The organism is Pseudoxanthomonas spadix (assembly GCF_003703395.1).
Lineage (GTDB): Bacteria > Pseudomonadota > Gammaproteobacteria > Xanthomonadales > Xanthomonadaceae > Pseudoxanthomonas_A > Pseudoxanthomonas_A spadix.
In genome coordinates this window covers 225,473-250,001 of the sequence record NZ_RDQN01000003.1, presented here as the reverse complement: position 1 = coordinate 250,001, position 24,529 = coordinate 225,473, and the positions used below count along the sequence as shown (strand labels likewise).

General features: G+C 67.3%; 20 protein-coding genes. All 20 read right to left on the bottom strand.

The window, feature by feature from the left end; all coding sequences use genetic code 11:
• Positions 1-134: 134 nt before the first annotated feature.
• The 20 genes from D9R12_RS06355 to hflK all read right to left on the bottom strand — a co-directional run bounded on the left by D9R12_RS06355 (position 135) and on the right by hflK (position 24,438).
• On the bottom strand, positions 135-1,112 hold the full coding sequence (locus tag D9R12_RS06355; RefSeq protein WP_147475054.1) for a restriction endonuclease: 978 nt from the start codon (positions 1,110-1,112) through the stop codon (positions 135-137).
• Between the two features lie 111 nt (positions 1,113-1,223).
• Positions 1,224-1,421: a type II toxin-antitoxin system RelE/ParE family toxin gene (locus tag D9R12_RS06350; protein WP_244671808.1), complete on the bottom strand. Its 198-nt coding sequence runs from the start codon at positions 1,419-1,421 to the stop codon at positions 1,224-1,226.
• Positions 1,422-1,708: 287 nt separating this feature from the next.
• Positions 1,709-3,556: an ATP-dependent zinc metalloprotease FtsH gene (ftsH, locus tag D9R12_RS06345; protein WP_122229130.1), complete on the bottom strand. Its 1,848-nt coding sequence runs from the start codon at positions 3,554-3,556 to the stop codon at positions 1,709-1,711.
• A 177-nt stretch (positions 3,557-3,733) separates the two neighbouring features.
• A complete protein-coding gene (locus D9R12_RS06340) occupies positions 3,734-4,114 on the bottom strand; it encodes a type II toxin-antitoxin system VapC family toxin (RefSeq protein WP_122229128.1) in 381 nt (126 codons plus the stop codon).
• Positions 4,111-4,533: an AbrB/MazE/SpoVT family DNA-binding domain-containing protein gene (locus D9R12_RS15895; RefSeq protein WP_210538799.1), complete on the bottom strand. Its 423-nt coding sequence runs from the start codon at positions 4,531-4,533 to the stop codon at positions 4,111-4,113. Before D9R12_RS15895 ends, D9R12_RS06340 begins: the two co-directional genes overlap by 4 nt.
• Positions 4,530-6,155, bottom strand: coding sequence for a type I restriction-modification system subunit M (locus D9R12_RS06330; RefSeq protein ID WP_122229126.1), 1,626 nt, complete (start codon positions 6,153-6,155; stop codon positions 4,530-4,532). The genes D9R12_RS15895 and D9R12_RS06330 overlap by 4 nt, the downstream gene beginning before the upstream one ends.
• Positions 6,152-6,355, bottom strand: a complete 204-nt coding sequence (locus D9R12_RS06325) for a hypothetical protein (protein ID WP_122229124.1) — start codon at positions 6,353-6,355, stop codon at positions 6,152-6,154. Before D9R12_RS06325 ends, D9R12_RS06330 begins: the two co-directional genes overlap by 4 nt.
• A 142-nt stretch (positions 6,356-6,497) precedes the next feature.
• Positions 6,498-6,869, bottom strand: coding sequence for an ATPase (locus D9R12_RS06320; protein WP_244671785.1), 372 nt, complete (start codon positions 6,867-6,869; stop codon positions 6,498-6,500).
• The gene (locus tag D9R12_RS06315; protein ID WP_211327653.1) at positions 6,755-8,068 is read right to left on the bottom strand and encodes a restriction endonuclease subunit S; all 1,314 of its coding nucleotides are present in this window, start codon (positions 8,066-8,068) and stop codon (positions 6,755-6,757) included. The genes D9R12_RS06320 and D9R12_RS06315 overlap by 115 nt, the downstream gene beginning before the upstream one ends.
• A 2-nt stretch (positions 8,069-8,070) precedes the next feature.
• Complete coding sequence (locus tag D9R12_RS06310) at positions 8,071-11,106, bottom strand: type I restriction endonuclease subunit R (RefSeq protein WP_122229120.1); 3,036 nt, start codon at positions 11,104-11,106, stop codon at positions 8,071-8,073.
• 256 nt (positions 11,107-11,362) lie between these two features.
• Entirely contained in the window at positions 11,363-12,634 is a 1,272-nt protein-coding gene (locus D9R12_RS06305) for a TolC family protein (RefSeq protein ID WP_122229118.1), read from the bottom strand.
• On the bottom strand, positions 12,631-12,984 hold the full coding sequence (locus D9R12_RS06300) for a DUF3240 family protein (RefSeq protein ID WP_014160267.1): 354 nt from the start codon (positions 12,982-12,984) through the stop codon (positions 12,631-12,633). The genes D9R12_RS06305 and D9R12_RS06300 overlap by 4 nt, the downstream gene beginning before the upstream one ends.
• Positions 12,981-16,100 (bottom strand): efflux RND transporter permease subunit, encoded by a 3,120-nt coding sequence (locus D9R12_RS06295; protein WP_122229116.1) that lies wholly within the window; start codon positions 16,098-16,100, stop codon positions 12,981-12,983. The genes D9R12_RS06300 and D9R12_RS06295 overlap by 4 nt, the downstream gene beginning before the upstream one ends.
• Positions 16,101-16,108: 8 nt before the next feature.
• Positions 16,109-17,263 carry an efflux RND transporter periplasmic adaptor subunit gene (locus D9R12_RS06290; RefSeq protein ID WP_122229114.1) on the bottom strand — a complete coding sequence of 385 codons (1,155 nt, stop codon included), beginning with the start codon at positions 17,261-17,263 and terminating at the stop codon, positions 16,109-16,111.
• A gap of 177 nt (positions 17,264-17,440) precedes the next feature.
• The gene (locus D9R12_RS06285; protein WP_122229112.1) at positions 17,441-18,844 is read right to left on the bottom strand and encodes a sensor histidine kinase; all 1,404 of its coding nucleotides are present in this window, start codon (positions 18,842-18,844) and stop codon (positions 17,441-17,443) included.
• Positions 18,841-19,530: a response regulator transcription factor gene (locus D9R12_RS06280; protein WP_122229110.1), complete on the bottom strand. Its 690-nt coding sequence runs from the start codon at positions 19,528-19,530 to the stop codon at positions 18,841-18,843. The genes D9R12_RS06285 and D9R12_RS06280 overlap by 4 nt, the downstream gene beginning before the upstream one ends.
• 7 nt (positions 19,531-19,537) lie before the next feature.
• The gene (locus D9R12_RS06275; protein WP_210538797.1) at positions 19,538-20,704 is read right to left on the bottom strand and encodes a pyridoxal phosphate-dependent aminotransferase; all 1,167 of its coding nucleotides are present in this window, start codon (positions 20,702-20,704) and stop codon (positions 19,538-19,540) included.
• Positions 20,705-20,858: 154 nt separating this feature from the next.
• A complete protein-coding gene (locus tag D9R12_RS06270; protein WP_014160259.1) occupies positions 20,859-22,151 on the bottom strand; it encodes an adenylosuccinate synthase in 1,293 nt (430 codons plus the stop codon).
• 281 nt (positions 22,152-22,432) lie between these two features.
• A complete protein-coding gene (gene hflC, locus D9R12_RS06265) occupies positions 22,433-23,296 on the bottom strand; it encodes a protease modulator HflC (RefSeq protein WP_014160258.1) in 864 nt (287 codons plus the stop codon).
• Positions 23,293-24,438, bottom strand: coding sequence for an FtsH protease activity modulator HflK (gene hflK, locus D9R12_RS06260; RefSeq protein ID WP_122229109.1), 1,146 nt, complete (start codon positions 24,436-24,438; stop codon positions 23,293-23,295). Before hflK ends, hflC begins: the two co-directional genes overlap by 4 nt.
• Positions 24,439-24,529: the final 91 nt, after the last annotated feature.

The window sequence follows — 24,529 nt, the reverse complement described above, 5'->3', positions numbered from 1 at the left end:
CAGCGTCTGGATCGCATACGCCGGGATTTCCACCTGGGTGGAGGCATCGCCGAGGTCGTCGTTGTAAGTGATCGCGTTGTCCGAAGCCTTCATCGCCAGGTTGGCCAGCGGGTTCGTCCTGGTTATGGCCGGACTTAAAGCTCAGGCGTGGTCGCCTCAAGGATTCGCATCGATTCTGCGTTCTTGCGCTTCCACTCTTCCTGTTCGTTCTTGCTCATCGTATTGCCGATGGACATCTGCGGGATCTGGTCTACCTGCCGGGGCGGGGCGGCCAGTGTCGCCTCGGTTGATCGCTGTAGCGGTGTAGCAGCCACCTGTAACGCCATGGGACGCTGGCTGGGCGCGACACGCTGCGCGCCCTGCGCACTTTGCGGGCCAATGCCCGCGACGGTCTTGTGCATCTGGCTCAGGAACACCTGGATGCAGACCAGCATCACGATCAAACCGAAGGCCGCGACGAGCAGCTTGGCGCCGAATGCACCCAGCAGGGATGTCAGCGGACCGGAACTACGCCGGCGCGAACGACGTGAACGGCCGCCATAGCGAATGCGGTCTTCAGCCGCACAAATCAGGCGCGAAGCTGCGTTCTCGATCAGCCGATGGGCCATCGGCGCGCTGGTAGCAGGCACCACATGCTGACGCCGCGCCATGGGCTGATCGGCGCGCGACGGGGCCGGGGCCGGCACAGTGGGTGACCCCGGCTCGTCCAACAGCGGGCCCAGCATCTCCCGCGCGGCCTGGCCATCGATCAGCGTGATCTGCGGCAACGCCTGGGCTTTCTCCCAGGCTGCGCGCGTGAACTCGCCACTGGTCACCAGGATGGCGCCGGTCGCCCCTTCAGTGAGCATCACGCCGAGCAGCTCATGCATCGGGTTGTGGGTGACCTGCTTGGCGTTCCAGTGTTTGCACTGCACGACCACATAGCGGCCATCACGACGTAGCTTCAGGTCGATGCCGCCGTCGCTTTCCGCACCCGACAAACCGGTGCCGACATGCTCAACGGTGTAACCCTGCGCGCGGTAGTAATCGGCCAGCAGCGTTTCGAACTGCTGCCACGACACCCTCGTCAATGCGTCGGTGCGCCGCTGGCGCACGTTCTTCAGACCTGCCATGGGTTTCCCCTGTTCCTTGTGGCCGCTGCCCCCGGCGGTACGGAGGATTTGATACCCGAAGACCGGCAGTGCGCGCAAGCATCGGGGCCCGGAGCGTGCGCATCGATGTGATCATGGGCCGACCAAACCCGCCTCGCGCTGTGCGCGCACTGCCAGCACGGGCACCGTGTCGATCCGGACCACGTACCCGTACAGCGCCCGGTAGCAGCACGCATCTGGACCGATTACCAACTCACGCTCGTGCCCGCTGACCAGGCGCCAACAAGGATTGGTGTCTGGCATGCTGATCGCCTGGGTGATCTCGGCCACCGGGCAGCACATGCGCGGCCTCATGGCGCTGCAGGTGATCGGCGATCCGCGCCAGATCCCTGCCCGCCTCTGGCCAGCTCGATGCCGCCATTGTTGCCGCGTCACCAGGCACCTGGCTGGTTGGCCCTGCAAGCCGGTTCTCCCGCACGTCGCCCCGAGCGATGATGCCGGCATACCCAGCTTCGGCAACGGCGTCGAACTCCGCGCGGGGCACGATCGTGGATGCCACGATCATCGGCACACCGAGCTCACGTCAGGTCATGTCGTTCAGCCCTTCCCGGGAGGGTTCAACCCGCCGCGGAGACGGTCGCTTCCGCGGCTTGGCGCTGCAGCCCCTGAGTCAGCTGGCGGATGTCGTTTTCGTCCAGGGTTTCCCGCACCAGCAGCTCGCGCGCGCAGCGCTCCAGCACCGCGCGATTGGTCTCCAGGATCCGGTATGCACGCGCGAACACGCCCATCACGATCTCGCGGATGGCCTGGTCGATGCGCGCCTGGGTCGATTCGGCCACTTGCAAGCCGCCGTGCGCCAGCTCGGGCGCGTCGAGGAAGCGCGGCCGCTGCGCCTCGTAGGCGACATAGCCAAGTCCCTCGTCCATGCCGAAGCGGGTGATCATGTCGCGGGCGATGTCGGTGGCCCGCGCCAGATCGTCTGCAGCCCCGGTGGAGAGCTCGCCGAACACCAGCTTCTCCGCGGCGCGCCCGCCCAGCAGCACCGCGATCTTGTTTTCCAGATCGGCACGCGTCATCAGAAATCGGTCTTCGGTGGGGCGCTGCAGCGTGTAGCCCAGCGCGCCGATACCGCGCGGGATGATCGAGATCTTGTGCACCGGGTCGGTGCCCGGCAGCGACAGCGCCACCAGCGCGTGGCCCATCTCGTGATAGGCCACCGTTTCGCGCTCCTTGGGGTTGAGCACCCGGCTCTTCTTTTCCAGGCCGGCCACGATGCGCTCGATGGCGGTGGTGAAGTCCTGCAGCTCGACGGCCTGCGCCTTGCGCCGGGTCGCGGCCAACGCCGCTTCGTTGACCAGGTTGGCAAGATCCGCGCCGGAAAAGCCGGTGGTCAGCGCTGCGACCTGTTCAAGATCGACCTCGCTGGCCAGGGTGATCTTCTTGACATGGACCTTGAGGATGTCCCGGCGGCCCTTCTTGTCGGGCCGGTCCACCAGCACCTGGCGGTCGAAACGACCGGCGCGCAACAGCGCCTGGTCGAGGATTTCCGGACGGTTGGTGGCGGCCAGGATGATGACCCCCACCGAGCCGTCGAACCCGTCCATTTCGGTGAGCAACTGGTTGAGCGTCTGCTCGCGCTCATCATGCCCGCCCATCGGCCCGCCGGCACCGCGCGCGCGGCCGAGCGCGTCGAGCTCGTCGATGAAGATGATGGCCGGGGCCTGACCGCGGGCCTGTTCGAACAGGTCGCGCACGCGCGCGGCGCCCACCCCGACGAACATCTCGATGAACTCCGAGCCGGAGATGGAAAAGAACGGCACCCCGGCCTCACCGGCGACCGCCTTGGCCAGCAGCGTCTTGCCGGTGCCGGGCGGACCCACCAGCAGCACGCCCTTGGGGATCCGCGCCCCCAGGCGGCCATAGTCCTGCGGGTGTTTGAGGAAATCGACGATCTCCACCAGTTCGGCCTTGGCTTCGTCCACGCCGGCGACATCGGCGAAGGTGACGCCGGTGTTCTTCTCCACGAAGACCTTGGCCCGGCTCTTGCCGATGCTCAAAAAGCCCCCCATGCCCTGCTTGTCGGCAAAGCGGCGGAACAGGAAGAACCAGACGCCGAAGAACGCCACCGCAGGCAGGATCCACGACAGGATGTCCCGCAGCCAGGTGTTTTCCACCACGCGGGCGTAGCGCACGTCGTACCTGGACAGGCGATCGGCCAGGTCAGGTTCGACCCGGGTGGCGACGATGGTGGTCTTGCCCTGGCTGTCGGGCGATTTCAGGCGGCCGGTGACGGTGCGGTCGGACACCAGCACCTCGGCGATGCGCCCTTCGTCCAGCGCCTTCTCGAATTCGCTGTACGGCACCGATTCGACCGTTTTGGCCACTTGCCAGTAGTTCTGCAGCATCAGCAGGAACACGAAGGCGAAGATCCAGTAGCCGACGTGCCACTGATTTTTCTTTTCCATGAGCGGTCTTCCTCGAAGAGAGCTTGCCGCCGGGAATCTGCACAGCCCGGCAGGTGGATCACCTGCTCTCCAGGGCGATGATATCGCCATCCCGGCAGCGCAACGTGACCCGATGCACCCGCCGGACTGGCGGTTTCAAACGCAGCTTCGCTGGTGCTTTTTTGCCATGGTCCCTCTTTAGCGGATGAGCTGGATATCCAGGCCCAGGCTCAGCCCGGACCAGGCCCGGTCCGCGGTAAGAATGGGTCGTTGGCGTTCCATCGCCAGCGCCAGACAAGCGCGATCAGCCAGCGACAGGCCGTGGTGACGTGTTTTATCCCACAACAGGGCGGCGATTTCGGCCTGCTCCTGCGTGAACGGCATGAAGATGACGCCCGCCTCCGCGAATTCCTGCCGCATCCCGGCGATATCGACCTGACGGCGCAGGGATTTCTGCACGACTTCCGACCAGTTCACCGCGCAGACCATGGCGCCCGCCAATGCCGACCAGACCCGGTCGGCCCCTGGCTCGTCGTGCAGAAACGCCAGCAAACTTGATGCATCAAGGACCAGCGTCACCCCTCCGCCGCCTCCTTCGCTGCCTCGGCGCGACGCTCGGCGATCAGCTCATCCACCAGACTGACCTCTTTGGGAATGTGGCGAAACCGATCCTGGAGCCGTTTCTCGATCGCCTCGCGCCGCTCCAGGACCAGCCTTTCGCCCTCTTGCCGGGCGATCAGCCGATCCCCCGGCTTCAGGTGCAGCGCCTTGCGCAGCGCGGCGGGAATGACCAATCGCCCTTGCGCGCCGACCTGGACTTCGTTGTTTGAAGGATGTATTGCCACATCGCCCTCTATCGTGCCCACCGAAATTAAGTGTGGCACATGCTCACGATCCGTGCGAGAAATTTCCGCTCGGCTGATCCGCCAGCCTTGTTCTCTTCGCGCTGCTGCTGCATATCGCAACAGATGCCCGGGCACGCTGAAGCAGCCGCTCATGGCAGCAGCGGCAAGCCAAGCTCTTGCAGAAACGCGTTGTGCCTGTTTTTGGCGGCGCGCAGTTCGCCATCAAGTTTCACCAGCTCGGCATGGGTCGCGGCCAAATCGATGTCCGCTTCCGAACCGGCAGTGCTGACGTAGCGCGAGATATTGAGGTTGTAGTCGTTGTCGATGATCTCCTGCATGGACACGCGGCGCGCGTACCGCTCGATCGGCTCTTCAGGCCGTTGCTGGTAGGTCTCGACGATCCTGGCGATGTCGCTGTCGCCCAGCTGGTTCTGCCGTTTGCCCTTGGTGAAGTGCTCGGCGGCGTTGATGAACAGCACGTCGTCCGGCTTCTTGCACTTCTTCAGCACCAGGATGCAGACGGGAATGCCGGTGGAGTAGAACAGGTTCGGCGGCAGGCCGATCACCGTGTCGATGTGCCCGTCGGTGAGCAGCTTGGTGCGGATGTCTGCCTCCTTGCCACCGCGGAACAGCACGCCGTGCGGCAGGATGATGGCCATGACGCCGTCGTCCTTGAGGTAGTGCAGCCCGTGCAGCAGAAAGGCAAAGTCGGCCGCACTCTTGGGCGCCACGCCGTAATTCTTGAATCGCGGATCCTGGCTTGCCTCGTCTTTGGGTTCCCAGCGGTAGCTGAAAGGCGGATTGGCCACCACGGCATCAAACTGCGGCTTCTTCGCCGGATTGGTTTCGCGCAGCCAGTCCCAGTCGTTCTTCAGCGTGTCGCCGTGGTAAATCTCGAACTCGGTGTCCTTCACCCCGTGCAGCAGCATGTTCATGCGCGCCAGGTTGTAGGTGGTGATGTTGGATTCCTGCCCGTAGATGCGGCCGATGCTGCCGCCGGCGGCGGTCATGCGGTGGCGCACGTTGAGCAGCAGCGAGCCCGAGCCGCAGGCGAAATCGAACACGCTGTCCAGCTTGCTGCGCGTGCCGGTCTTTGGCTCCTGGCTGTCCAGGGTGACGATGGCCGAGAGGATGTTGGAGATCTGCTGCGGGGTGTAGAACTCGCCCGCCTTCTTGCCGCTGCCTGCCGCGAACTGGCCGATCAGGTATTCGTAGGCATCGCCCAGCGTGTCGCTGTCGGTGGAGAATCGCGCCATGCCACGCGCGATCTCGCTGATGATGGCGCACAGTTTGGCGTTGCGGTCGGAGTAATTGCGTCCGAGCTTGTCAGAGGCGAGGTTGATCTCCGAAAACAGGCCCTGGAACTTGCTCTCGAACGACTGTTCCTCGATGTACTTGAAACCGCGCTGCAACGTCGTCAACAGGTCGCCGTGCTGAGTCTTGGCCAGATGGACGATATGGTTCCAGAGGAAATCCGGCTCGATGACATAGTGCGCCTTGCGTCGCATCTGCTGCTCGAATGCAGCCACATCGGCGGCGTTTTCTGCATACCAGACCGACAGCGGCGTCTTGCCGGCATTGCCGATGGCGTTGGGGTCCGGGTAGTCCGATCCCAGCTCCTTCCGAGCCGCCGCTTCGTAGTTGTCCGAGAGGTAGCGCAGGAACAGGAACGAGAGCATGTAGTCGCGGAAGTCGTCCGCGTCCATGGTGCCGCGCAGTTGATCGGCGACGGCCCACAGGGTCTTGCCGAGTTGTTTCTGGTCGTTTTCGGTCATGGTGCCGAATCCCTGTCGGTCTTGGTCTGGCTGCGCAGGGTATCGGCGGAAATCCGCACTGTTTGGCCGTCACGCACCACGATCAGGTCGGTGCCGGTCTGGATCGCCGTCTTGCGTGCCAAAGCGGCTGCACGGCGCAACGCCGTCAGCGAAGCACGCAGATCCGGATCGCTGGCCTGGGAAATATCGCGCGGGTTCATCACTTCTGGCTCCAGTCAAGCAGGGCGGGCTCCTCGCCCCGCGTTATCGTACAAAGCCCAGGCGTCCACTTCCTCTTTGTAGATCGCCTCCAGGTTCCGCAGTCCGGCATCAAAGCGGCGCCGGATCACCTCGTCGGGGATGTCATGGCCGCCCTGACGCACGCATCGCCACACGGGCGATGGCAGTGCCTGCATCGGGCAGGCGCAGGAAGAACAGGCTGACGTGGTATCCCAATCCACGCCAGCGCCGGATGTACCGCCGGTAGCCGACGCCGGAAAGCGTGGTTTCGAACGCGAAGCTTTCACCGCGGGCAGCGCTGGCGTTGATCTCCTCCAGCATCAGCCGCCCCGCCCTCACCGCCGCTGCGTCCGGTGCGAAGGGCGACAAGCCTGCCGCGATCAGGTCGGCATTGATGAAGCGCGGGCACTGCGCCTCCTCGGGAAGAAACGAACGGGCGAAGGTGGTTTTTCCGGCGCCGTTCGGGCCGGCGAGGATGAGGATCTTCTTCCCCATGCGGCGACGACTTCCCGCGACGGGAACAACTGCTGCATCAGGCCCTGCTTGTGGGTCTTGAGGGCGGCGAGCTGGTCGGTTTCGGCGGCGATCTGTGTGTCTAAGGAGGACAGGCAGTCGGCAACTACCTTCTGCTCGGAGCTATCGACTGGGATCCAGATATCGATTCCAGAAAAATCCTTCTTATTAATAATCGCAAGAGTCGAAGATGCCGGTATCGACTTTATCCATGGCGTCAAATTCGCTAAAGCGTAGTAAACGAACTCATTGCTGATTGTTGGAAGTGTTACGACAGAGTTGATCTGCTGATTTGTGATGCTCGGGCGCACAGTGATTGCCATCTTCCCTATTGACGCAATGCAAGTATACGTAATGCTACCTGCAGGCAATACTTTCAATTTTGGCGTCGCGACAACGGTTCTCTGACTTGATCTTTGGTATTTATTATTTTCGCTGATATCAGTCGGAGTGATAAAAAGAACATCTCCACCCCATCGCTCGGCATCAGTCGTGCTTGGCGTCTTTCCCGTGACTATTTCACCCAAATCGCAAAGTGGTAGTTTCTTCCACTCCGGCGCATCGCGGAACTCGGGGAAGCGGAGGCGGGGGCGGGTTTCGCCTTCGCGGGGGAAAAGCTGCTGCATCAGGCCGCGTTTGTACTTCTTCAACGCCGCAACGATCCGCCCCTGCGCGGCAATCACCTCGTCCAGCGAAGTCAGGCAGTCGGCGATCTTTTGCTGCTCGCCAGATTCGACGCTTGGAAAGAAAACTCGCCGCTCCTTCAACACAGAAAAATGGCGTTTGTAGTCTTCCATTACTAACGGTTGGTGGTTGAGCGAATGGAACAAGTATTCGATCGCAACCACTGGTTTGGCTGCCAGTATCTTGATGCCATCTGCGCCTTGCGCGAACGGCATCTCAACCAACTTTATGGCGCAGGTATGGTCGCCAAAGACGATAAGTGGCAGCGGCTCTTCCACCAGGGCCTGCGCGTCGTCAGTCCATCCACAGATCGCGTCTTGGGATTGGTCGACGATTGGAAACTTGCCCGTCGCCAGATAGCTCGACGATGGCAACTTCGACGGCGGGCTGACCGTCTCGATCAACTCCCCCAGCTTTTTTTCTTTCCACGCCTCAGCATTCCGAAACTCCGGAAACCGCAGCCTCGGCACCGCCGTTGAGTTTCCCTGCTTCGCCATCATCAATCCTCGTATGCCTTGAGCCCGGCGATCTCACGCCCACCGGCCCGCTTCTTCAGCAATGGCAGCAGATCGCCCATCAGCGCCAGCTCCTTCTGCGTGCGCGCCTTCCAGCCCAGGTCGAGCGGTGCCAGCAGCTCGGTGAGCTGTTCGCCATCGAAGATGCGGCGGGCCAGGATGGCATCGACGAAGGCCTGCAGTGCGGTCACGGGCAGGCCGTGTCTTTCCGACAGCGCGGCCATGTCCTGCGCCGCCCTGTCCTGCTTGAAACGTTCGTAGCCGGCGCGGATGGCGGCCTCGTTGAGCCCTTCGCCGGCCTTGAGGCCGCGCACGTACTCGCTGATGTCCTCGCGTTCGTCCATGAACTTGGCATCAGAGGCGATCAGGCCGATCAGCTGCTCGCGGCTCATGCTGGCCTTGCCGGGGGTCTTGGCCGAGTAGTCGGCGATCAGCTTCATGATGTAGTCGTAGTCGATGGTGCTGGAGGCAAACAGCACGAACTCGAAATCGAGCTGGTCGATCTGTTCGTTGGCCGCCCCGTCCTTCTGCCCTGACGACTTTGCCTGCTGGGCGCGCAGCCGCTGCGCGGTCTCCAGATAGGCGCCGCGGAAGGCGTTGTGCTCATCGCGCGGCAGGACGGCCTCGATCTGCTGCTTCTGCTCCTCGTCCAGGTCGGTGTACTGGTCCAGCTGCACCTTGAGCTTCTGCACCTGCTTGAAGTGCTCGACGAAGGCGGCGCGGGCCGCATCGCCCTTGAGGTTGGCGACGTCGCCCGCCTTGCCGGTGAGGCCCTGCGAGGCCATGAAGCGGTCGAGCCTGTCGCGCGCGTCCTTCAGCCTGTCGATGACCACCGGCGCGCTGTCCACCAGCCAGATTTCGCGGGCGGTGTCGGCCTTGGCGCCGGAGAACAGCGCGATGGCCGCGTCCACTTCCTTCTGCTGGCCGCGGAAGTCGAGGATGTTGCCGTAGGGCTTGGTGTCGTTGAGCACGCGGTTGGTGCGGCTGAACGCCTGGATCAGGCCGTGGTGCTTGAGGTTCTTGTCCACGTACAGGGTGTTGAGGTACTTGCTGTCAAAGCCGGTGAGCAGCATGTCCACCACGATCACGATGTCGAGCTTTTCGCGGCCCTTGTGCGGCAGGTCGGCGTTGGGGAACTGCTGGTCCTTGATGCGCTGCTGCACGTCCTGGTAGTAGACGTCGAACTCCTCGATGCGATGGTTGGTGGAAAAGCGCGCGTTGTACTCGGCGATGATGGCCTTGAGCGCGTTCTTCTTGGCCTCGGGGTCGTGCCGGTTGTCCGCTTGCTCCTGCGGCAGGTCTTCCTGCAGTTGCCTGACATCGGCGCTGACGTCGGCCGGCGGGGAGAACACCGCGGCGATGTTGAGCGGCTGCCAGTGCGGGTCGGCCTGTTGCTTCTCGGCCTGCGCGGACTCGAACAGCCTGAAGTACTCGATGGCGTCGTTGATCGACGCGGTGGCGAGCAGGGCGTTGAAGCGGCGCCCGCCGGTGGCGGCGTCGTGCTTGGCCAGGATGGCGTCGACGATGGCGCGCTTGGCCAGCGTTTCGCCGGGCGTGGGCGGCCGTTTGCCGTCGGGCCCGCCCTTCTCAGGCTTGTAGTAGTCCACGTGGAAGCGCAGGACGTTGCGGTCTTCGATGGCGTGGGTGATGGTGTATTCGTGCAGGGAGTGCTGGAACAGGTCCTGCGTGGTCTTGAGCGTCTGTTCCTCGCCCTCGATGCGCTTGTAGCTGGCGTTGGCCTCGAAGATCGGCGTGCCGGTGAAACCGAACAGCTGGGCCTTGGGGAAGAATTCCTTGATGGCCTGGTGGTTGTCGCCGAACTGCGAGCGGTGACATTCGTCGAAGATGAAGACGATGCGCTTGTCGCGCAGCGCCGCAAGCTGCTCTCTGTGGCTGGCAAGACCACCCTTTTCGCGACCTTTGTTGCGCCTGCTGTTTTCGTCCAGCGCCAGGCCGAGCTTCTGGATGGTGCAGACGATGACCTTGTCGGCCGCATCGTCGGAAAGCATGCGACGCACCAGTGCGCCGGTGTTGGTGTTTTCCTCGACGCAGCCTTGCTGGAAGCGGTTGAATTCCTCGCGGGTCTGGCGATCAAGGTCCTTGCGGTCCACTACGAACAGGCACTTCTCGATGGCGGGGTTGGCCTTGAGCAGGGTGGAGGCCTTGAAGCTGGTGAGCGTCTTGCCGCTGCCGGTGGTGTGCCAGATGTAGCCGTTGCCAAGGTTCTTGTCGATGCACTCGACGATGTTCCTGACCGCGTAGATCTGGTAGGGCCGCATCATCAACAGCTTCTGCTCGCTGGCCACCAGCACCATGTAGCGGCTGATCATCTGCCCCAGTGTGCACTTGGCCAGGAACGCTTCGGCGAAGGCGTCGATGCCGTTGATCTTGGTGTTGTCCGGCGCGGCGTACTGGTAGATCGGCAGGAACCGCTCGTCGGCGTTGAACGCAAAGTGGCGCGCGTTGTTGTTGGCGAAGTAGTAGGTGAAGTCGCGGTTGCTGACGATGAACAGCTGGATGAAACACAGCAGCGTGCGGGTATAGCTGTTACCGGGATCGTTCTTGTACTCGACGATCTGCTCGATCGCCCGGCGCGGGTTGATGCCCAGGGTCTTCAGCTCGATCTGCACGGCAGGCACGCCGTTGATGAGCAGCAGCACGTCGTAGCGGTGGTAGCTGTAGTCGGTGTTGATGCGGAACTGGCTGGCGACTTCGAAATCGTTCTTGCACCAGTCGTTGATGTTCACCAGCGTGTAGTTGAGCGGGGTGCCGTCGTCGCGGGTGAACGCGTTGCGGTGGCGCAGCGTATGGGCGGCCGTGAACACGTCCGGGGTGACGATCTCATCGAGCAGGCGCTGGAACTCGGCATCGGTCAGGCTGACGCGGTTCAGCGCCTCGAATTTCTCGCGGAAGTTGCGTTCCATGGCCGCACGGTCGCGGATGTCAGGTCGCAGGGTGTACTTGAGCTCGCCGAGCTTCTCGATCAGCTCCTGCTCGATGGTGCTTTCCTTGACGTGCATGACAGCCTCGTTCCCCGGACGAGCAGCACAGTGCCGTGAGAGACATCCAGGCCGCATGGTTTGAGCCGCGAGTTTACCGGCTGCCTCGACTCCTGAGCCATCCACGCCGCGCCAAGGCACGCGAAAAGCAGGGGCCTCGCGATGCGGGGCCCTTGTTTGCGGCGGTTGGCTGAAAACTCAGCGCTGCTGCTGCTTCAGCCTTGCCGGATCTTCGGCAGGCGTCAGACGCGCAGCCGGGCGCGGGTCTGGACGCCGCTCATCGCGCGGGTTCGCCGCCGGCATGCGGCTGGGCCGAGGCCAGTTCCGGATGCCAGAGCTCGTGGGTGTCCACGCGCACCAGCAGGATCGCCTGCAGGGCCTGCACCCGCGCCAGGGCCTCGGCCAGCTGGGCCTGGCGCTGGTTGCGCTGGGCCAGCAGGTACTCGCTCAGGGCGGTCTCGCCCAGCTCCCAGGCGCGGCGGGTGCGGGTGCTGGCGGCGGTCTGGGCGGCCAGGGACTGCTGCTGCAGTTGCCACTGCACCATGCGGTCCTGCGCGGCCTGGGCGGTGGCCCATGCCGCCTGCTCGATCATCAGGCGCACGGCATCGGCGTCGGCTTCGGCGGCGGTGGCGTTGGCGCTCTCGGCGGCGGCCTGTGCGCTGCGATAGGTGCTGCCGATCGGGATGCTCAGGACCAGGCCGATGGCGCGTTCGTCGTTGCTGCGGTCGGACATCACCCGCACGCCGACGCTGGGGTCGGGCCGGCGGTCGGCGCGGGCACGCGCGGCGACCAGCGACTGCCGGGTGGCGTCCTCCATGGCGATGCCGATCTCATGGCTGCGGGCGATGATGAGTTCGCGCCAGGACCGGACGTCGCCGGGCAAGGCCACCGGTTCGGGCAACGCCGGGGCCCGTTCCGGCAGGGGAATCTGCGGGAATTCGGCGGCCAGCGCCTGCCGGGCGGCGATCGCGGCGGCGCGCGCGCCGAGCGCCTGCACCGCCAGTTGCGCGCGCTCGGCCTCGAACAGCTCCAGGTCGCGCTGCGCGGCATCGCCCAGGGCCACGCGGCGTGCCAGCGCATCGCGTTCGCGGACCAGCAGCGCCTGCTGGGCCGCGGTTTCCTCGGCGGTGACCGAACTGCCCAGCCAGCCCATCCACAGCTCCAGCAGGCGCCGCGCCGCCTGGTGTTCGGCATCGTCCAGGCGCAGATCGGCGGCGCTGCGGGTGTGGTCGCCGATCTGGCGGTCCAGCCGGGCCTTGCCGGGCAGGCGGATGCGACGGCTGAGCAGGGCTTCCCATTCGCGGAAGTCGCCGTCGGCGTCGGTGGTCCGGTATTGCGGGATCACGCTGGCCTCGAATTCATGGCTTCCCACCGACAGCGCACGGGCATTGGCGGTGGCCGCGCCGGCCCGGGCCATGGCCGCGCGCACGTTCGGCTGGGCCTCCAGGGCGATGCCGACCAGGTGTTCGGGCGGCAGGTAATCCTGGGCCAGCGCGGCGGCCGGCAGCGACGCCAGCACGGCCACCAGCAGGCGCTGCAGCGGGCTCATGCCAGCCTCCCGGAGGCGATCACCGGCTCAGCCCACCAGCGCACCTCGGTCGATGCGACCCGCGCGTGCAGCACGGACAGCACCTCATCCAGGCGCGCGTATTCGATCACCACCCACAGCACGCGGCGCTCGACCCGGCCGCGCACCCGTTCGCTGGCCGAGGCGCGGCTGAAGTCGCTGGTGTGGCCTTCGGCATGGAACAGGGTGAAGCCGGGAAGCGCCGGGCCGGCGAGCAACGCCTCGGTCACCGCATCCTCCAGGCTGGGCGGAAACACCAGGTTCAGGCGGACCAACCCGGCCCCCGGTGTGGCCTGGCGGTGCGCAACGTGGTCTTCGCCGGGCAGGCTCATGGGTGCAGTTCCGTGCTGGGCGCCGCGGGCGTGGACGGCGGTCGGGACGCCGGCGCCGGCGGCTGGCCGTAACGGCGGTACATCACCGGCAACAGCAGCAGGGTCAGCGCGGTGGAGGTCACCAGCCCGCCGATCACCACGATCGCCAGCGGACGCTGGATCTCCGAGCCCGGGCCGCTGGCCAGCAGCAGCGGCACCAGGCCGAAGGCGGTGATGGTGGCGGTCATCAGCACCGGGCGCAGCCGGCGCCAGGCGCCCTCGCGCACGACATGTTCGAGCGGATGGCCGAGCGCGTGCAGCTGGTTGAAATGCGACACCAGGACCAGGCCGTTGAGCACGGCGATGCCGAGCAGCGCGATGAAGCCCACCGAGGCCGGCACCGACAGGTACTGCCCGGCCAGCCACAGCGCCAGGATCCCGCCGACCATCGCGAACGGCACATTGCCCAGGATCAGCAGGGCCTGGCGCACCGAGCCGAAGGTCATGAACAACACCAGAAAGATCAGCCCCAGCGCGACCGGCACCACCAGCCCCAGGCGCGCGGCGGCGCGCTGCTGGTTCTCGAACTGGCCGCCCCAGGCCAGCCGGTAGCCCGGCGGCAGCGGCACATCGCGCGCGACCGCAGCGCGCGCCTCCTCGACGAAGCCGACCAGGTCGCGGCCGCTGACGTTGGACTGGATCAGCGAGAAGCGCGAGCCGTTCTCGCGCCGCACCTGGACCGGCCCGGAGGTCGAGGCGATCGTGGCCAGGGCGGCCAGCGGCACTTGCCCGGCATCGCCGCGGGCCAGCTGCAGCTCCCCGAACCGCGCCGCCGAACCGCGCACCTGTGCATCGCCGCGCACCAGGATCGGGGTGCGCCGGTCGGGCTCGATCACGATGCCGGCCGGCACCCCTTCCAGCTGCGCGCGCAGCTCGTCCTGCACGTCGGTCACCGCCAGGCCGGCGCGTCCGGCCGCCTGTGCATCCACCTTCACCTGCAGGTACTCCACGCCGTCGGTGGACTGGGTCAGCACGTCCTGCGCGCCGGGAACCCGCTCGACGGCCGCGGCGATGCGCTGGGCCAGCTCGCCCAGGGTGGACAGATCCGGCCCGAACACCTTGATCGCCACATCGCCGCGGCTGCCGGTGAGCATCTCCGACACGCGCATCTCGATGGGCTGGGTGAAGCCGAAGTCCAGGCCGGGGAAGGCGGCCATCTGTTCGCGGATGCGGTCGGTGAGCCAGGCCTTGTCGTTGACCCGCCACTGCTCGCGCGGGGCGAGCTGCATGAACAGGTCGGTCTCGTTCAGGCCCATCGGGTCCAGGCCCAGCTCGTCCGAGCCGACCCGGCCGATGCTGTGCTGCACCTCCGGCACGTTGGCGGCGATGGCCTTTTCCACTGCCAGATCGATCTCCAGCGAACGCTGCAGGCCGATCGAGGCGGGCTTCTGCAACTGCAGCAGGATGTCGCCCTCGTCCATGGTCGGCATGAAGGTCTTGCCGGTGCCCAGGTAGGCGGCGGCGCCAAGCACCAGCGCGACCACCGCCAGCGCCACCGCGCGCCCGGGATGGCCCAGCGCCTGCTCCAGCAGCGGCCGGTACAGCCGGTCGGCCTGGCGCATCAGCCACGGTTCGCTGTGCGCGCGCTCCTTGAGCAGCAGCGAGGCCAGCACCGGCACCAGCGTCAGCGACAGCAGCAGCGAGGCGCCGAGTGCGAACACGATGGTCAGCGCCACCGGTGCGAACAGCTTGCCCTCCAGCCCCTGCAGGGTGAGCAGCGGCATGAAGGTCAGGCAGATGATCAGGATGCCGGCGGCCACCGGCGTGGCGACCTCGCGTGCGGCCGCGAACACCCGGTGCACGCGCGGCAGGTGGGCGCCGGGCGCATCGGGGGCCAGCCGGCTGACCGCGTTCTCGACCACCACCACCGCCGCATCGACCAGCATGCCGATGGCGATCGCCAGGCCGCCCAGGCTCATCAGGTTGGCGCTCATGCCGGTCAGGCGCATCAGCAGGAACGTGCCCAGCGTGGCGAAGGGCACCATCAGGGCCACCACCAGCGCGGCGCGGAACTCGCCCAGGAACAGCAGCAGCAGGATCACCACCAGCACGGTGGCTTCGATCAGCGCGTGCTCGACGGTGCTGACCGCGCGCGTGATCAGGGTGCTGCGGTCGTAGAAGGGCACCACCTTGACCCCGGCCGGCAGGCTGGGCGCCAGCTCGTCCAGGCGCGTGCGGATGGCCTGCACCAGGGTCGAGGCATCGGCACCGCGCAGGGCCACCACGATGCCCTCCACCGCCTCGCCGGCGCCGTCGCGGCTGACCGCGCCATAGCGGGTCAGCGCATCGGTGCGCACCTGGGCTACATCGCCGATCCGCACCGGCGCCGGGCCGGGGCGGATCACGATCCGCGACAGGTCCTCCAGGGTGTGGATCGCGCCCTCGGCGCGCACGATCAGGGTGTCCTCGCCGGCATCGACGCGGCCGGCGCCATCATTGCGGTTGTTGCGCCCGATCGCGTCGATCACGTCGCGAAAGTGCAGCCCGGCCGCCGACAGCCGCGCGCGATCGGGGATCACGGTGAAGCTGCGCGCCTGGCCGCCGAGCACGTTGACGTCGGCCACGCCGGGCAGCGTGCGCAGCGCCGGGCGCAGGGTCCAGTCGAGCAGGCTGCGGCGTTCGGCCAGGGACAGCCCGCCGCCCTCGATGGTGAACATGAACACGTCCGAGAGCGGCGTGGAGATCGGCGCCAGGCCGCCGCTGACGTCGGCGGGCAGGTTCGGCGCGACGTTGCCATAGCGCTCGGCGACCTGCTGGCGGGCCCAGTAGATGTCGCTGCCCTCGGCGAAGTCCAGGGTGATGTCGGCGATGGCGTACTTGGCGGTGGAGCGCAGCATCACGCCCTGCGGCACGCCCAGCAGCTCCATCTCCAGCGGCGAGATGACCCGCGACTCGACCTCTTCCGGGGTCATCCCCGGCGCCTTGAGGATCAACTTGACCTGGGTCGGCGAGATGTCCGGATAGGCATCGATCGGCAGACTGAGGAACGCGGCGACGCCGGCGCCGGCCAGCGCGACGGCAGCCAGCAGCACCAGCACGCGCTGGCGCAGCGAGAATTCAATGAGCCGGGAAAGCATGGCTGGCGTCACTCCGCCGGGATCAGCGACTTGAGCAGCGCCGTGCCGCGGGTCACCACCTGCGCGCCGGGACCGAGCCCATCGGCGCGGACGATGCTGATGGCTTCATCGCCGCCGAGCAGTTCCTGCACCGGCACCGCGCGGAAGTGACGGCCATCGCGCCGGTACAGCACCTGGCCCTGTCCGGAAGGCAGCAACCCGGCAGTGGGCACGGCCCAGGTGCCGGCCGGGGCCGGCAACAGCAAGGTCACGCTGAACTGCTGGCCCGCCGCGTAGCCGGCCGCGGGCGTCGCATCGTCCACCCGGGCACGCACGCGCAGGCTCTGGCTGGCCGGATCGGTGTCGGCGCCGACCGCGACCACGCGCGCGCTGCCACCATCGGGCAGGCGCACTTCCAGGCCTGGCGCCAGCGCATTGCGGACCCGCACCGGTGCGGTGAAGGTCACGTCCAGCGGGCCGGGCTCGGCGATGACGAAGGCTTGCTCCAGCGCCGCCAGCGCCTGCCCGGGGGCGACCATCCGGCGCAGCACCGTGCCGGAGATCGGCGCCAGCAAGGCGTATTCGCCGGGCTGGCCGCCGGTCGCGGTGCCCACGTGCGACAACGCGCCCTCGGCCTGGCGGCGCGCACCTTCGGCGGCGCTGGCGCGGGCCTGGCTCTGCTCGTTGCGCGAAGCGGCGATGATGCCCTCGGCCAGCAGCGCCGCGTCCCGGCGCGCCTGCTGCGAAGCCGCCGCCGCCTCGCTGCGTGCCCGGGCCAGGTCGGCCTGCGCGGTCAGCAGGTCAATGCTCTGCAGCCGTGCCAGCGGCTGGCCCTTGCGCACCGAGCCGCCTTCGTCGACCAGGATGCGGGTGACCACCCCGGCATACGGCACCGCCACCTGCGCGCTGGCCTCCAGCGGCGCGGCGGCCTGGGCCGGCAAGCCGGGCAACGGCAGCTCGGTGGCGGCCGCGACCGCGGCGCTTTCGATGCCCAGGTTGCGGATCTGGGCGTCGGTCAGATCCACGCCGCCCTCGGCACTGGCGGCCGGCGGCGCCGGCGCAACGCTGTCCGGCGCACGCGAAGGCCACAGCCACACCGCGAGCACCGCGGCCAGCACCACCGCAGCGGCCAGCCAGATCAGCGGCCGGCGCCGGCGCGCCCGACCTGGGGGAGCCGGGCTCATGGCCGGACCGCCGCATGGGGGCTGCGGGCCTGCACCGGAAAACCAATGGACAAGTGGCGCATCGAGGTCGATCGGACATGGACGGGGACCGACATCCTGCCGAGCCAAGCTTTGGCCAAGCTTTGGTGCGGCGCGATCCGCCGCTGCGGCCGGCCCTGCCCGGCGCGGTCTACAGCGCTACAGCGCCGGCCACGGCCCCAGCCGCACCGACAACCGGCCGCCGTCCAGATCGAAGCGCAGCGGCAGCGCCAGCGCCTGGGCCAGGCCATGGGTCAAGGCCAGGCCCAGGCCGGCATGGTGCGCGGTGCCGCCTTCGGGATGCTTGCGCCAGAACCGATGACCGAAGTGCTCCAGGTCGGCCGCCTCCAGGTCCGGCGCGGGGTTGTCGATGATCAGCAACCAGCCCGCGCTTTCGCGGCGCACGCGGCACACCACCTGCCCGCCTTCGGGCGAATACTCCAGCGCGTTGCGCAACAGGTTGGACACGATCCGCTCGACGATGCCCAGATCGCTCTGTACCCAGGCCGACGGTGGCAGCTCGGTGTGGACCGTGATCGCGCGCGCCAGCGCCAGCTCGTGCAGGGCCGCGACCAGCCCAGCGACCAGGTCGGCCAGGTCCAGCGGATCGGGTGCGATCGCAGCCTGGCCGGATTCGAGCCGGGCCAGCAGCAGCAGCGCATCGACGCTGCGCTGCATGCGCGTGCTGGCCTGGACGGCCGCGCGCAGGCTGCGCCGGGCCTGGGCCGGATCGGCATCGGCCAGTGCGGCTTCGGCGCTGACGCGGATCTCGGCCAGCGGGGTGCGCAGCTCATGGGCCACGTCCCGGGCAAAGCGGCGTTCGCGTGCGATCGCCGCATACAGGCGCTGCAGGCCGGTGTTGAAGGCCTCGGCGAAAGGTTTGAGCTCGCTGGGAAAGTCGTCGCCGATGGGCTGCATGGGGGCTTCGGCGTCCAGCGCCGCGACCCTGGCGCCGGCCCGGTACAACAGGGTAATCACATGCCGGACCACCAGCAGGCCCAGGCCGACGGCCAGTACCAGGGCCAGCACGATCCCGCCCAGCAGGGCGAAATGAATGCGCCCCTCGGTGCGGTCCCAGTTCTCGCGCTCGGTGGCCACCACCAGCACCCGCGGCGCGGCATCGGACGAGCGCGACGGCAGGCGCGTGGCCAGCGCCCGGCCGGCATGGCCATCGGGCAGCACCAGGTCGAAATAGCGCGGCGTGCCGCTGCCTTCGGGGCCCATCGACAGCGCGCTGCCGGCGCTGTTGGGTGACAGCAGCAGGCTGCGGCCATGGGCATCGAACACGGTGAAGAATTCGGTGTGCCGCTCGGACTCGTACTCGGGCATGAGCCGTTCCAGCTCGCGCAGGTCCTGCTCCTGCAGCACCCGGCCCACCGCCCCGGCGCGCTCCAGCAGCGCCAGGTCCATGCGCTGGTAGATCTCCCGGTCGATCCAGTAATCCAGCGCCAGGAACAGCACGCCGAACACGCAGCCGATGCTCAGCGCCAGGCCCACCGCCAGCTGGCGATGCAATGACCAGGAGGGCGGCGAGCCTGCGCCCGGCGTCGATGGCGCGTTCAAGGCAGGTGCGTCTTCAACGGCTCATCGAAAACATAGCCGAAGCCGCGCCGGGTCTGGATCAGATCGCCGATGCCATGGCGTGCCAGCTTGGTGCGCAGGGTGCTGACGATGACCTCCACGACCTTGTCCGAGGCATCACTGCGGCTGTCGTAGAGATGCTCGAAGATCTGGGTACGGGACAGCGTGGCACCCTGCCGACGCAACAGCAGTTCCAGCAATCCGTATTCCTTGGGGGTCAGGCGCAGGTCCTGCCCACGCCAGCGGGCGGCGCGCGCGCGCGGGTCCACTTCCAGTTCGCAATGGCGCAGCACCGGCGCGTCGCGTTGCGCGGGGCGACGCACCAGCGCGCGCAGCCGCGCCAGCAACTCGTCCAGCGCGAAGGGCTTGACCAGGTAATCGTCGGCACCGGCGTCCAGCGCATTGACCCGGTCATCGACCAGCTCGCGCGCCGACAGCACCAGCACCGGCGCGGCCCCGCTCTCGCGCCCCATCTGGCGCAGCACGCCGAAGCCGTCCAGTCGCGGCAGCATCAGATCCAGGACGATCGCGTCGTAGCGATAGCGGTGCAGGAATTCCAGCGCCGCCACGCCGTCGGCCGCGATGTCGCAGGCATAGCCCTCCTGGCGCAGGCGTCGATCCAGTGCCTCGGACAGGGTCTGGGAGTCTTCGACGATCAGGATGCGCATGTCGCGCTCACCCCACCAGGAACTTCTGCAGCCGCGCCGCGCCTTCTTCCAGCCGTCCCAGCTCGCGCGAGGCGAAGCACCAGCGCAGCCAGCCTTCGCCGGCGCTGCCGAAGGCGCTGCCCGGGGCCAGGCCCAGCCTGGCTTCGACCACCAGCCGCTTGGCCAGGGCCAGCGAGTCGTCGTGGCCCTGCACGCGTAGCAGCACGTACATGCCGCCATCGGCGGGGATGACCTGCACCCCGGGCAGCGGCGCCAGCGCCTTGACCAGGGTGTCGCGGCACTGCCGCAGATGCGCCACCAGCGGTGCCACGGTGGCCGCGTTGTCGATGGCGGCCAGGCCGGCGCGCTGCACGAATACCGGCGCGCACGAAGTGTTGTATTCGATCAGCACCCCGACCTGGCGCACCAGCGACGCCGGCACGACCAGCCAGCCCAGCCGCCAGCCGGTCATCAGGAAGGATTTGGAAAAGCTCTGCACCACGATCAGGCGATCGGCGGCCTGCGCGATGTCCAGGAAACTCGGCGCGGCCGTGGCACCGGGCACGTAGTACAGGCGCTCATAGACCTCGTCGGCCAGGATCCAGGTGCCGGTGTGGCGGCAATGGTCGAGGATGCGCTGCTGCTCGGCGCCGGTCAGCGTCCAGCCGGTCGGGTTGTTGGGCGAACTCAGGATCAGCAGGCGCGTGGCGGGGGTGATCGCGGCCAGCAGTTGCTCGATCTCCAGCTGCCAGCCATCGGCGGTCGGGGCCAGGCTCACCTCGCGCACCTGCGCGCCGAGCAGGCGTGGCTGCCAGACCAGGTTGGGCCATACCGGGGTGATCACCACCACTTCGTCGCCGGCCTCCAGCAGCAGCTGGTTGGCGATCATCAGCGCATTGACGCCCGAGGAGGTCACCGCGATGCGGTCGGCGCCGATCGGCCCGTGCAGCGCCGAGGCGTAGCCGGCGATGGCCTGGCGCAGCTCGGGCAGGCCGAGGTTGTGCGAATAGAACGTCTCGCCGCGCGCCAGCGCCGCGGTCGCCGCAGCGGTGACCTCCGGCGTGGTGGGCATGTCCGATTCGCCGAACCAGAACGGCAACACGCCGGCCACGCCGAGACCGGCATTGGCCACTTCGCGGATCTGCGATTCGGGCATGTGTGCAACGAGCGGGCGGATGCCCAGGGGATTGCTCATGTGGGGCCTGCTGTAGTGGGCAAGTTGAACGCTCGCCGGGCCAAGGCACGATTCAGACGAAGGCCAGGCGCCAAGTCAAACGCAAGCCGGAACTGGCCAGGAAGAAGCCCCGGCTCCCGCCGGGACCTCTGCGGCGTCGGTCCAGCGTCAAACGTCAGGCAAACGGATCCTGCAGCACCATCGTGTGGTCGCGGTCCGGGCCGGTGGAGACGATGCTGATCGGGCAGCCGGCCAGTTCTTCCAGCGCGCGCAGGTAGGCGCGGGCGGCGGCCGGCAGCTTGTCCCACTCGGTGATGCCGTGGGTGTTCTCGCTCCAGCCGGGGAACTCCAGGTACACCGGGGTGATCTGGTCCCAGCCCTGCGCGTCCAGCGGCGCGTACTCGGTGCGCTTGCCACGGTACTGGTAGGCGATGGCGATCTTCAGCTTGTCCATGCCGTCCAGCACGTCCAGCTTGGTGATGCACAGGCCGGAGATGCCGTTGATGGCCACCGCGCGCTTGAGCGCGACGATGTCCATCCAGCCGCAGCGACGCGGGCGTCCGGTCGAGGCACCGTACTCGGCGCCGCGGTCGCGGATGCCCTGGCCGATCTCGTCGTCCAGCTCGGTCGGGAACGGGCCACCGCCCACGCGCGTGGCGTAGGCCTTGGCGATGCCCAGCACGTAGTCGATCGACTGCGCGCCCACCCCGGTGCCGGCCAGTGCGCCGCCAATGGTGGTGTTGGAGCTGGTGACGTACGGATAGGTGCCGTGGTCGATGTCCAGCAGCGCGCCCTGGGCACCTTCGAACAACACCCGCTTGCCCTGCTTGCGCAGGTCGTGGAGGATGCCGGCCACGTCGGATTTCATCGGCTCGACGTATTCGCCGAAGGCCAGGGCTTCGTCGTAGGTCTTCTGGAAGTCGACCGCGTCGGTCTTCAGGTAATGGGTCAGCACGAAGTTGTGGTAGTCCAGCGCGGTGCGCAGCAGTTCTTCCAGCTGCCTGGGATAGCGCAGGTCGGCCACGCGGATGCCGCGGCGGGCGACCTTGTCCTCGTACGCCGGGCCGATGCCGCGGCCGGTGGTGCCGATGGCCTTGCCGCCGGCGGCCTTCTCGCGGGCCTGATCCAGGGCGATGTGGTAGGGCATGATCAGCGGCGCGGCCGGGGAGATCTTCAGGCGCGAACGCACTTCGACGCCCGAGGTTTCCAGCTCGTCGATTTCCTTCTTCAGCGCCGCCGGGCTGATCACCACGCCATTGCCGATCAGGCACAGCGCGTCATCGCGCAGGATCCCGGACGGGATCAGGTGCAGCACGGTCTTCTTGCCATTGATGACCAGGGTATGGCCGGCATTGTGGCCGCCCTGGAAGCGCACCACCGCGCCGATCTCCTCGGTGAGCAGATCGACGATCTTGCCCTTGCCTTCATCGCCCCACTGGGCGCCCAACACCACCACTGACTGACCCATGACCGGTACTCCTGTTCTTGTTGCGGCCATCGGGGCCGCGGACCTGGACCGCGCTGCCCGGGACCGGCGTTGCGCACGTGGGCCGGCACGCCGTCGGGGCATGCCGCGTGCGGCGCCGTGCCCCGGGACACGGAAAAAGCCGGGGGGTGCTTCTGGTGGGAAGCGCCCGGCCGGCTTTTGTGCATTATCCGGGTTTTCGGCGGCGCGGACCACCGCGGAACCTGGTGACGCAACGCGGCGCGCCCAAGGCGCCCGCGCCACTGGATCAGCCGATCAGATGATCAACGATCACTCTTCATGTACTGCAGGAACGGATCGTTCTTGTCCAGCACGATCACCGCATTGCCGTCGGAGAAGGAATTGCGATACGCCTCCAGGCTGCGATAGAAGGCGTAGAAGCCAGGATCGGTGGCGCTGGCCCTGGCATAGAGCTGGGCGGCCTGGGCGTCGCCTTCACCGCGCAGGCGCTGCGCATCGCGCTCGGCCTCGGCGGCGATCACCACCTGCTGGCGGTCGGCCTCGGCCTTGATCGTGCGGGCCTGTTCCTCGCCTTCGGCGCGCAGGGCGCTGGCCACCTGCTGGCGCTGGGCACGCATGCGGTCGTAGACCTCGCTGAGCACCTTGCTGTCCTGCGGCAGGTCGATCTGCTTGAGGCGGATGTCCACCAGCTGCATGCCGAGGTTCTTGATCGCCGCGTTGATCCCCTTGAGCTGGCCGGCGATGATCTCGCTGCGGTCACCGGAGACCAGCTGGGTCAGCGTGCGCGAGTTGATCTCGTTGCGCAGCGAGTTGGTGATGATCGGCGCCAGGCGCTTGTCGGCCACGTCCTCGAGCCCGCCGGTGGCGCGGTAGTAGGCACGCACATCGGAGATGTAGCCGATCGCGAAGAAGTCCACCGACACGTCCTTCTGCTCGCTGGTGAAGTAACGCTCGGGGGTGGTGTCCATGATCCGGAAACGGCGGTCGAACACCCGCGCGGTTTCCACGACCGGCAGCTTGAAGTGCAGGCCCGGCTTGAGGTCGGCGCGGACCACGCGGCCCAGGTTGAGCACCATCGCGGTCTGGTCTTCGCGCACCACGAACACCGAGCCCATCAGCGCCAGCAGGACGGCCACGATCAGGGCCACGGTCGCGGAAGTCTTCATGGGCGGGCCTCCTCGCGGCCGCTGGGTCGGGCCGGACGCACGATGTCGCTGCCCGAACTGCCGGCGGCGTTGCTGCCGGTGCCCTCCAGCGGCGGCAGATAGGTCTCGGCCGGCAGGCGCGGCAGGCTGGTGGCCGGTGGCAGCTGGGCCTGGGCGTTGCCGTCCATCGGCACGTAGATCAGCTGGCGAGCGTCGCCGCCCACGACCTTGCGGTTGTGCGCCAGCACCTGTTCCAACGTCTCCAGCCACAGGCGCTTGCGGGTGGTCTCCGGGGCGGCGGCGTACTGCTGCTGCAGCAGGGTGAAGCGATCGCCATCGCCCTGCGCGTTGGCGATGGCGGCCTCCTTGTAGCCCTGGGCGGCGGTGCGGGTGCGCGCGGCTTCGCCACGGGCCTCGGGCACCACGCGGGCGGCATAGGCCTGGGCCTCGTTGACCAGACGCTCGCGGCTCTGCTGGGCACTGTTGACGTCGTCGAAGGCCGGCTTGACCTCATCGGGCGGGCGGGCGTTGGGCAGGGTCAGGTCGGTCACGGCCATGCCGCTGCGATAGGCGTTGAGCGCGGCCTGCAGGCGATCCTTGGCGGCGATGGCCAGCGGCCCGCGCTTGTTCAGCACATCCTCCAGCGTGGCCCGGCCGACCTGCTCGCGCACCGCGCTCTGCGCGGCCTGGGTCAGTACCTGGTCGGCCGCGGCGGTGCCATACAGGTACTGGCGCGGATCGTCGATGCGGTACTGCACGTTGACCGTGACATTGACGATGTTCTCATCGCTGGTCAGCACCGGCAGGGTATTGCTGAAGGTCTGGATGGTGGTGACTTCCACTGTGCGCACGGTCTCGATGGGCCAGGGCCACTTGAAGTTGGGGCCGGGCTGCATGATGCGGGCGAACTGGCCAAAGCGCAGGACCACCCCGCGCTGCTGCTCGCCCACCAGCTGGAAGCTGCTGAAGGCCAGGACCAGGACGACGATCAGCCCGATCCAGCGCAGCGGATTGCTGCCACCGCCACCGGCCAGCAGGGTGCGTAGCCGCTCCAGCAGGTTGTCCGCGGCGCCGCGGCCTGGCTTCCAGGAATTGCGTCCCCCGCCCGATCCGCTGCCGCCACCGTTGTCTCCCGAACCGCTACCAGGGGTGTTCCAGGCCATGCCCACTCCAAAATTGATGAGGTGCACGCGCTCCGGTTCCCCGGAACGCAGCGCCGCCCGATTCTACTAGGTCGCCACCGGCATACCCGCT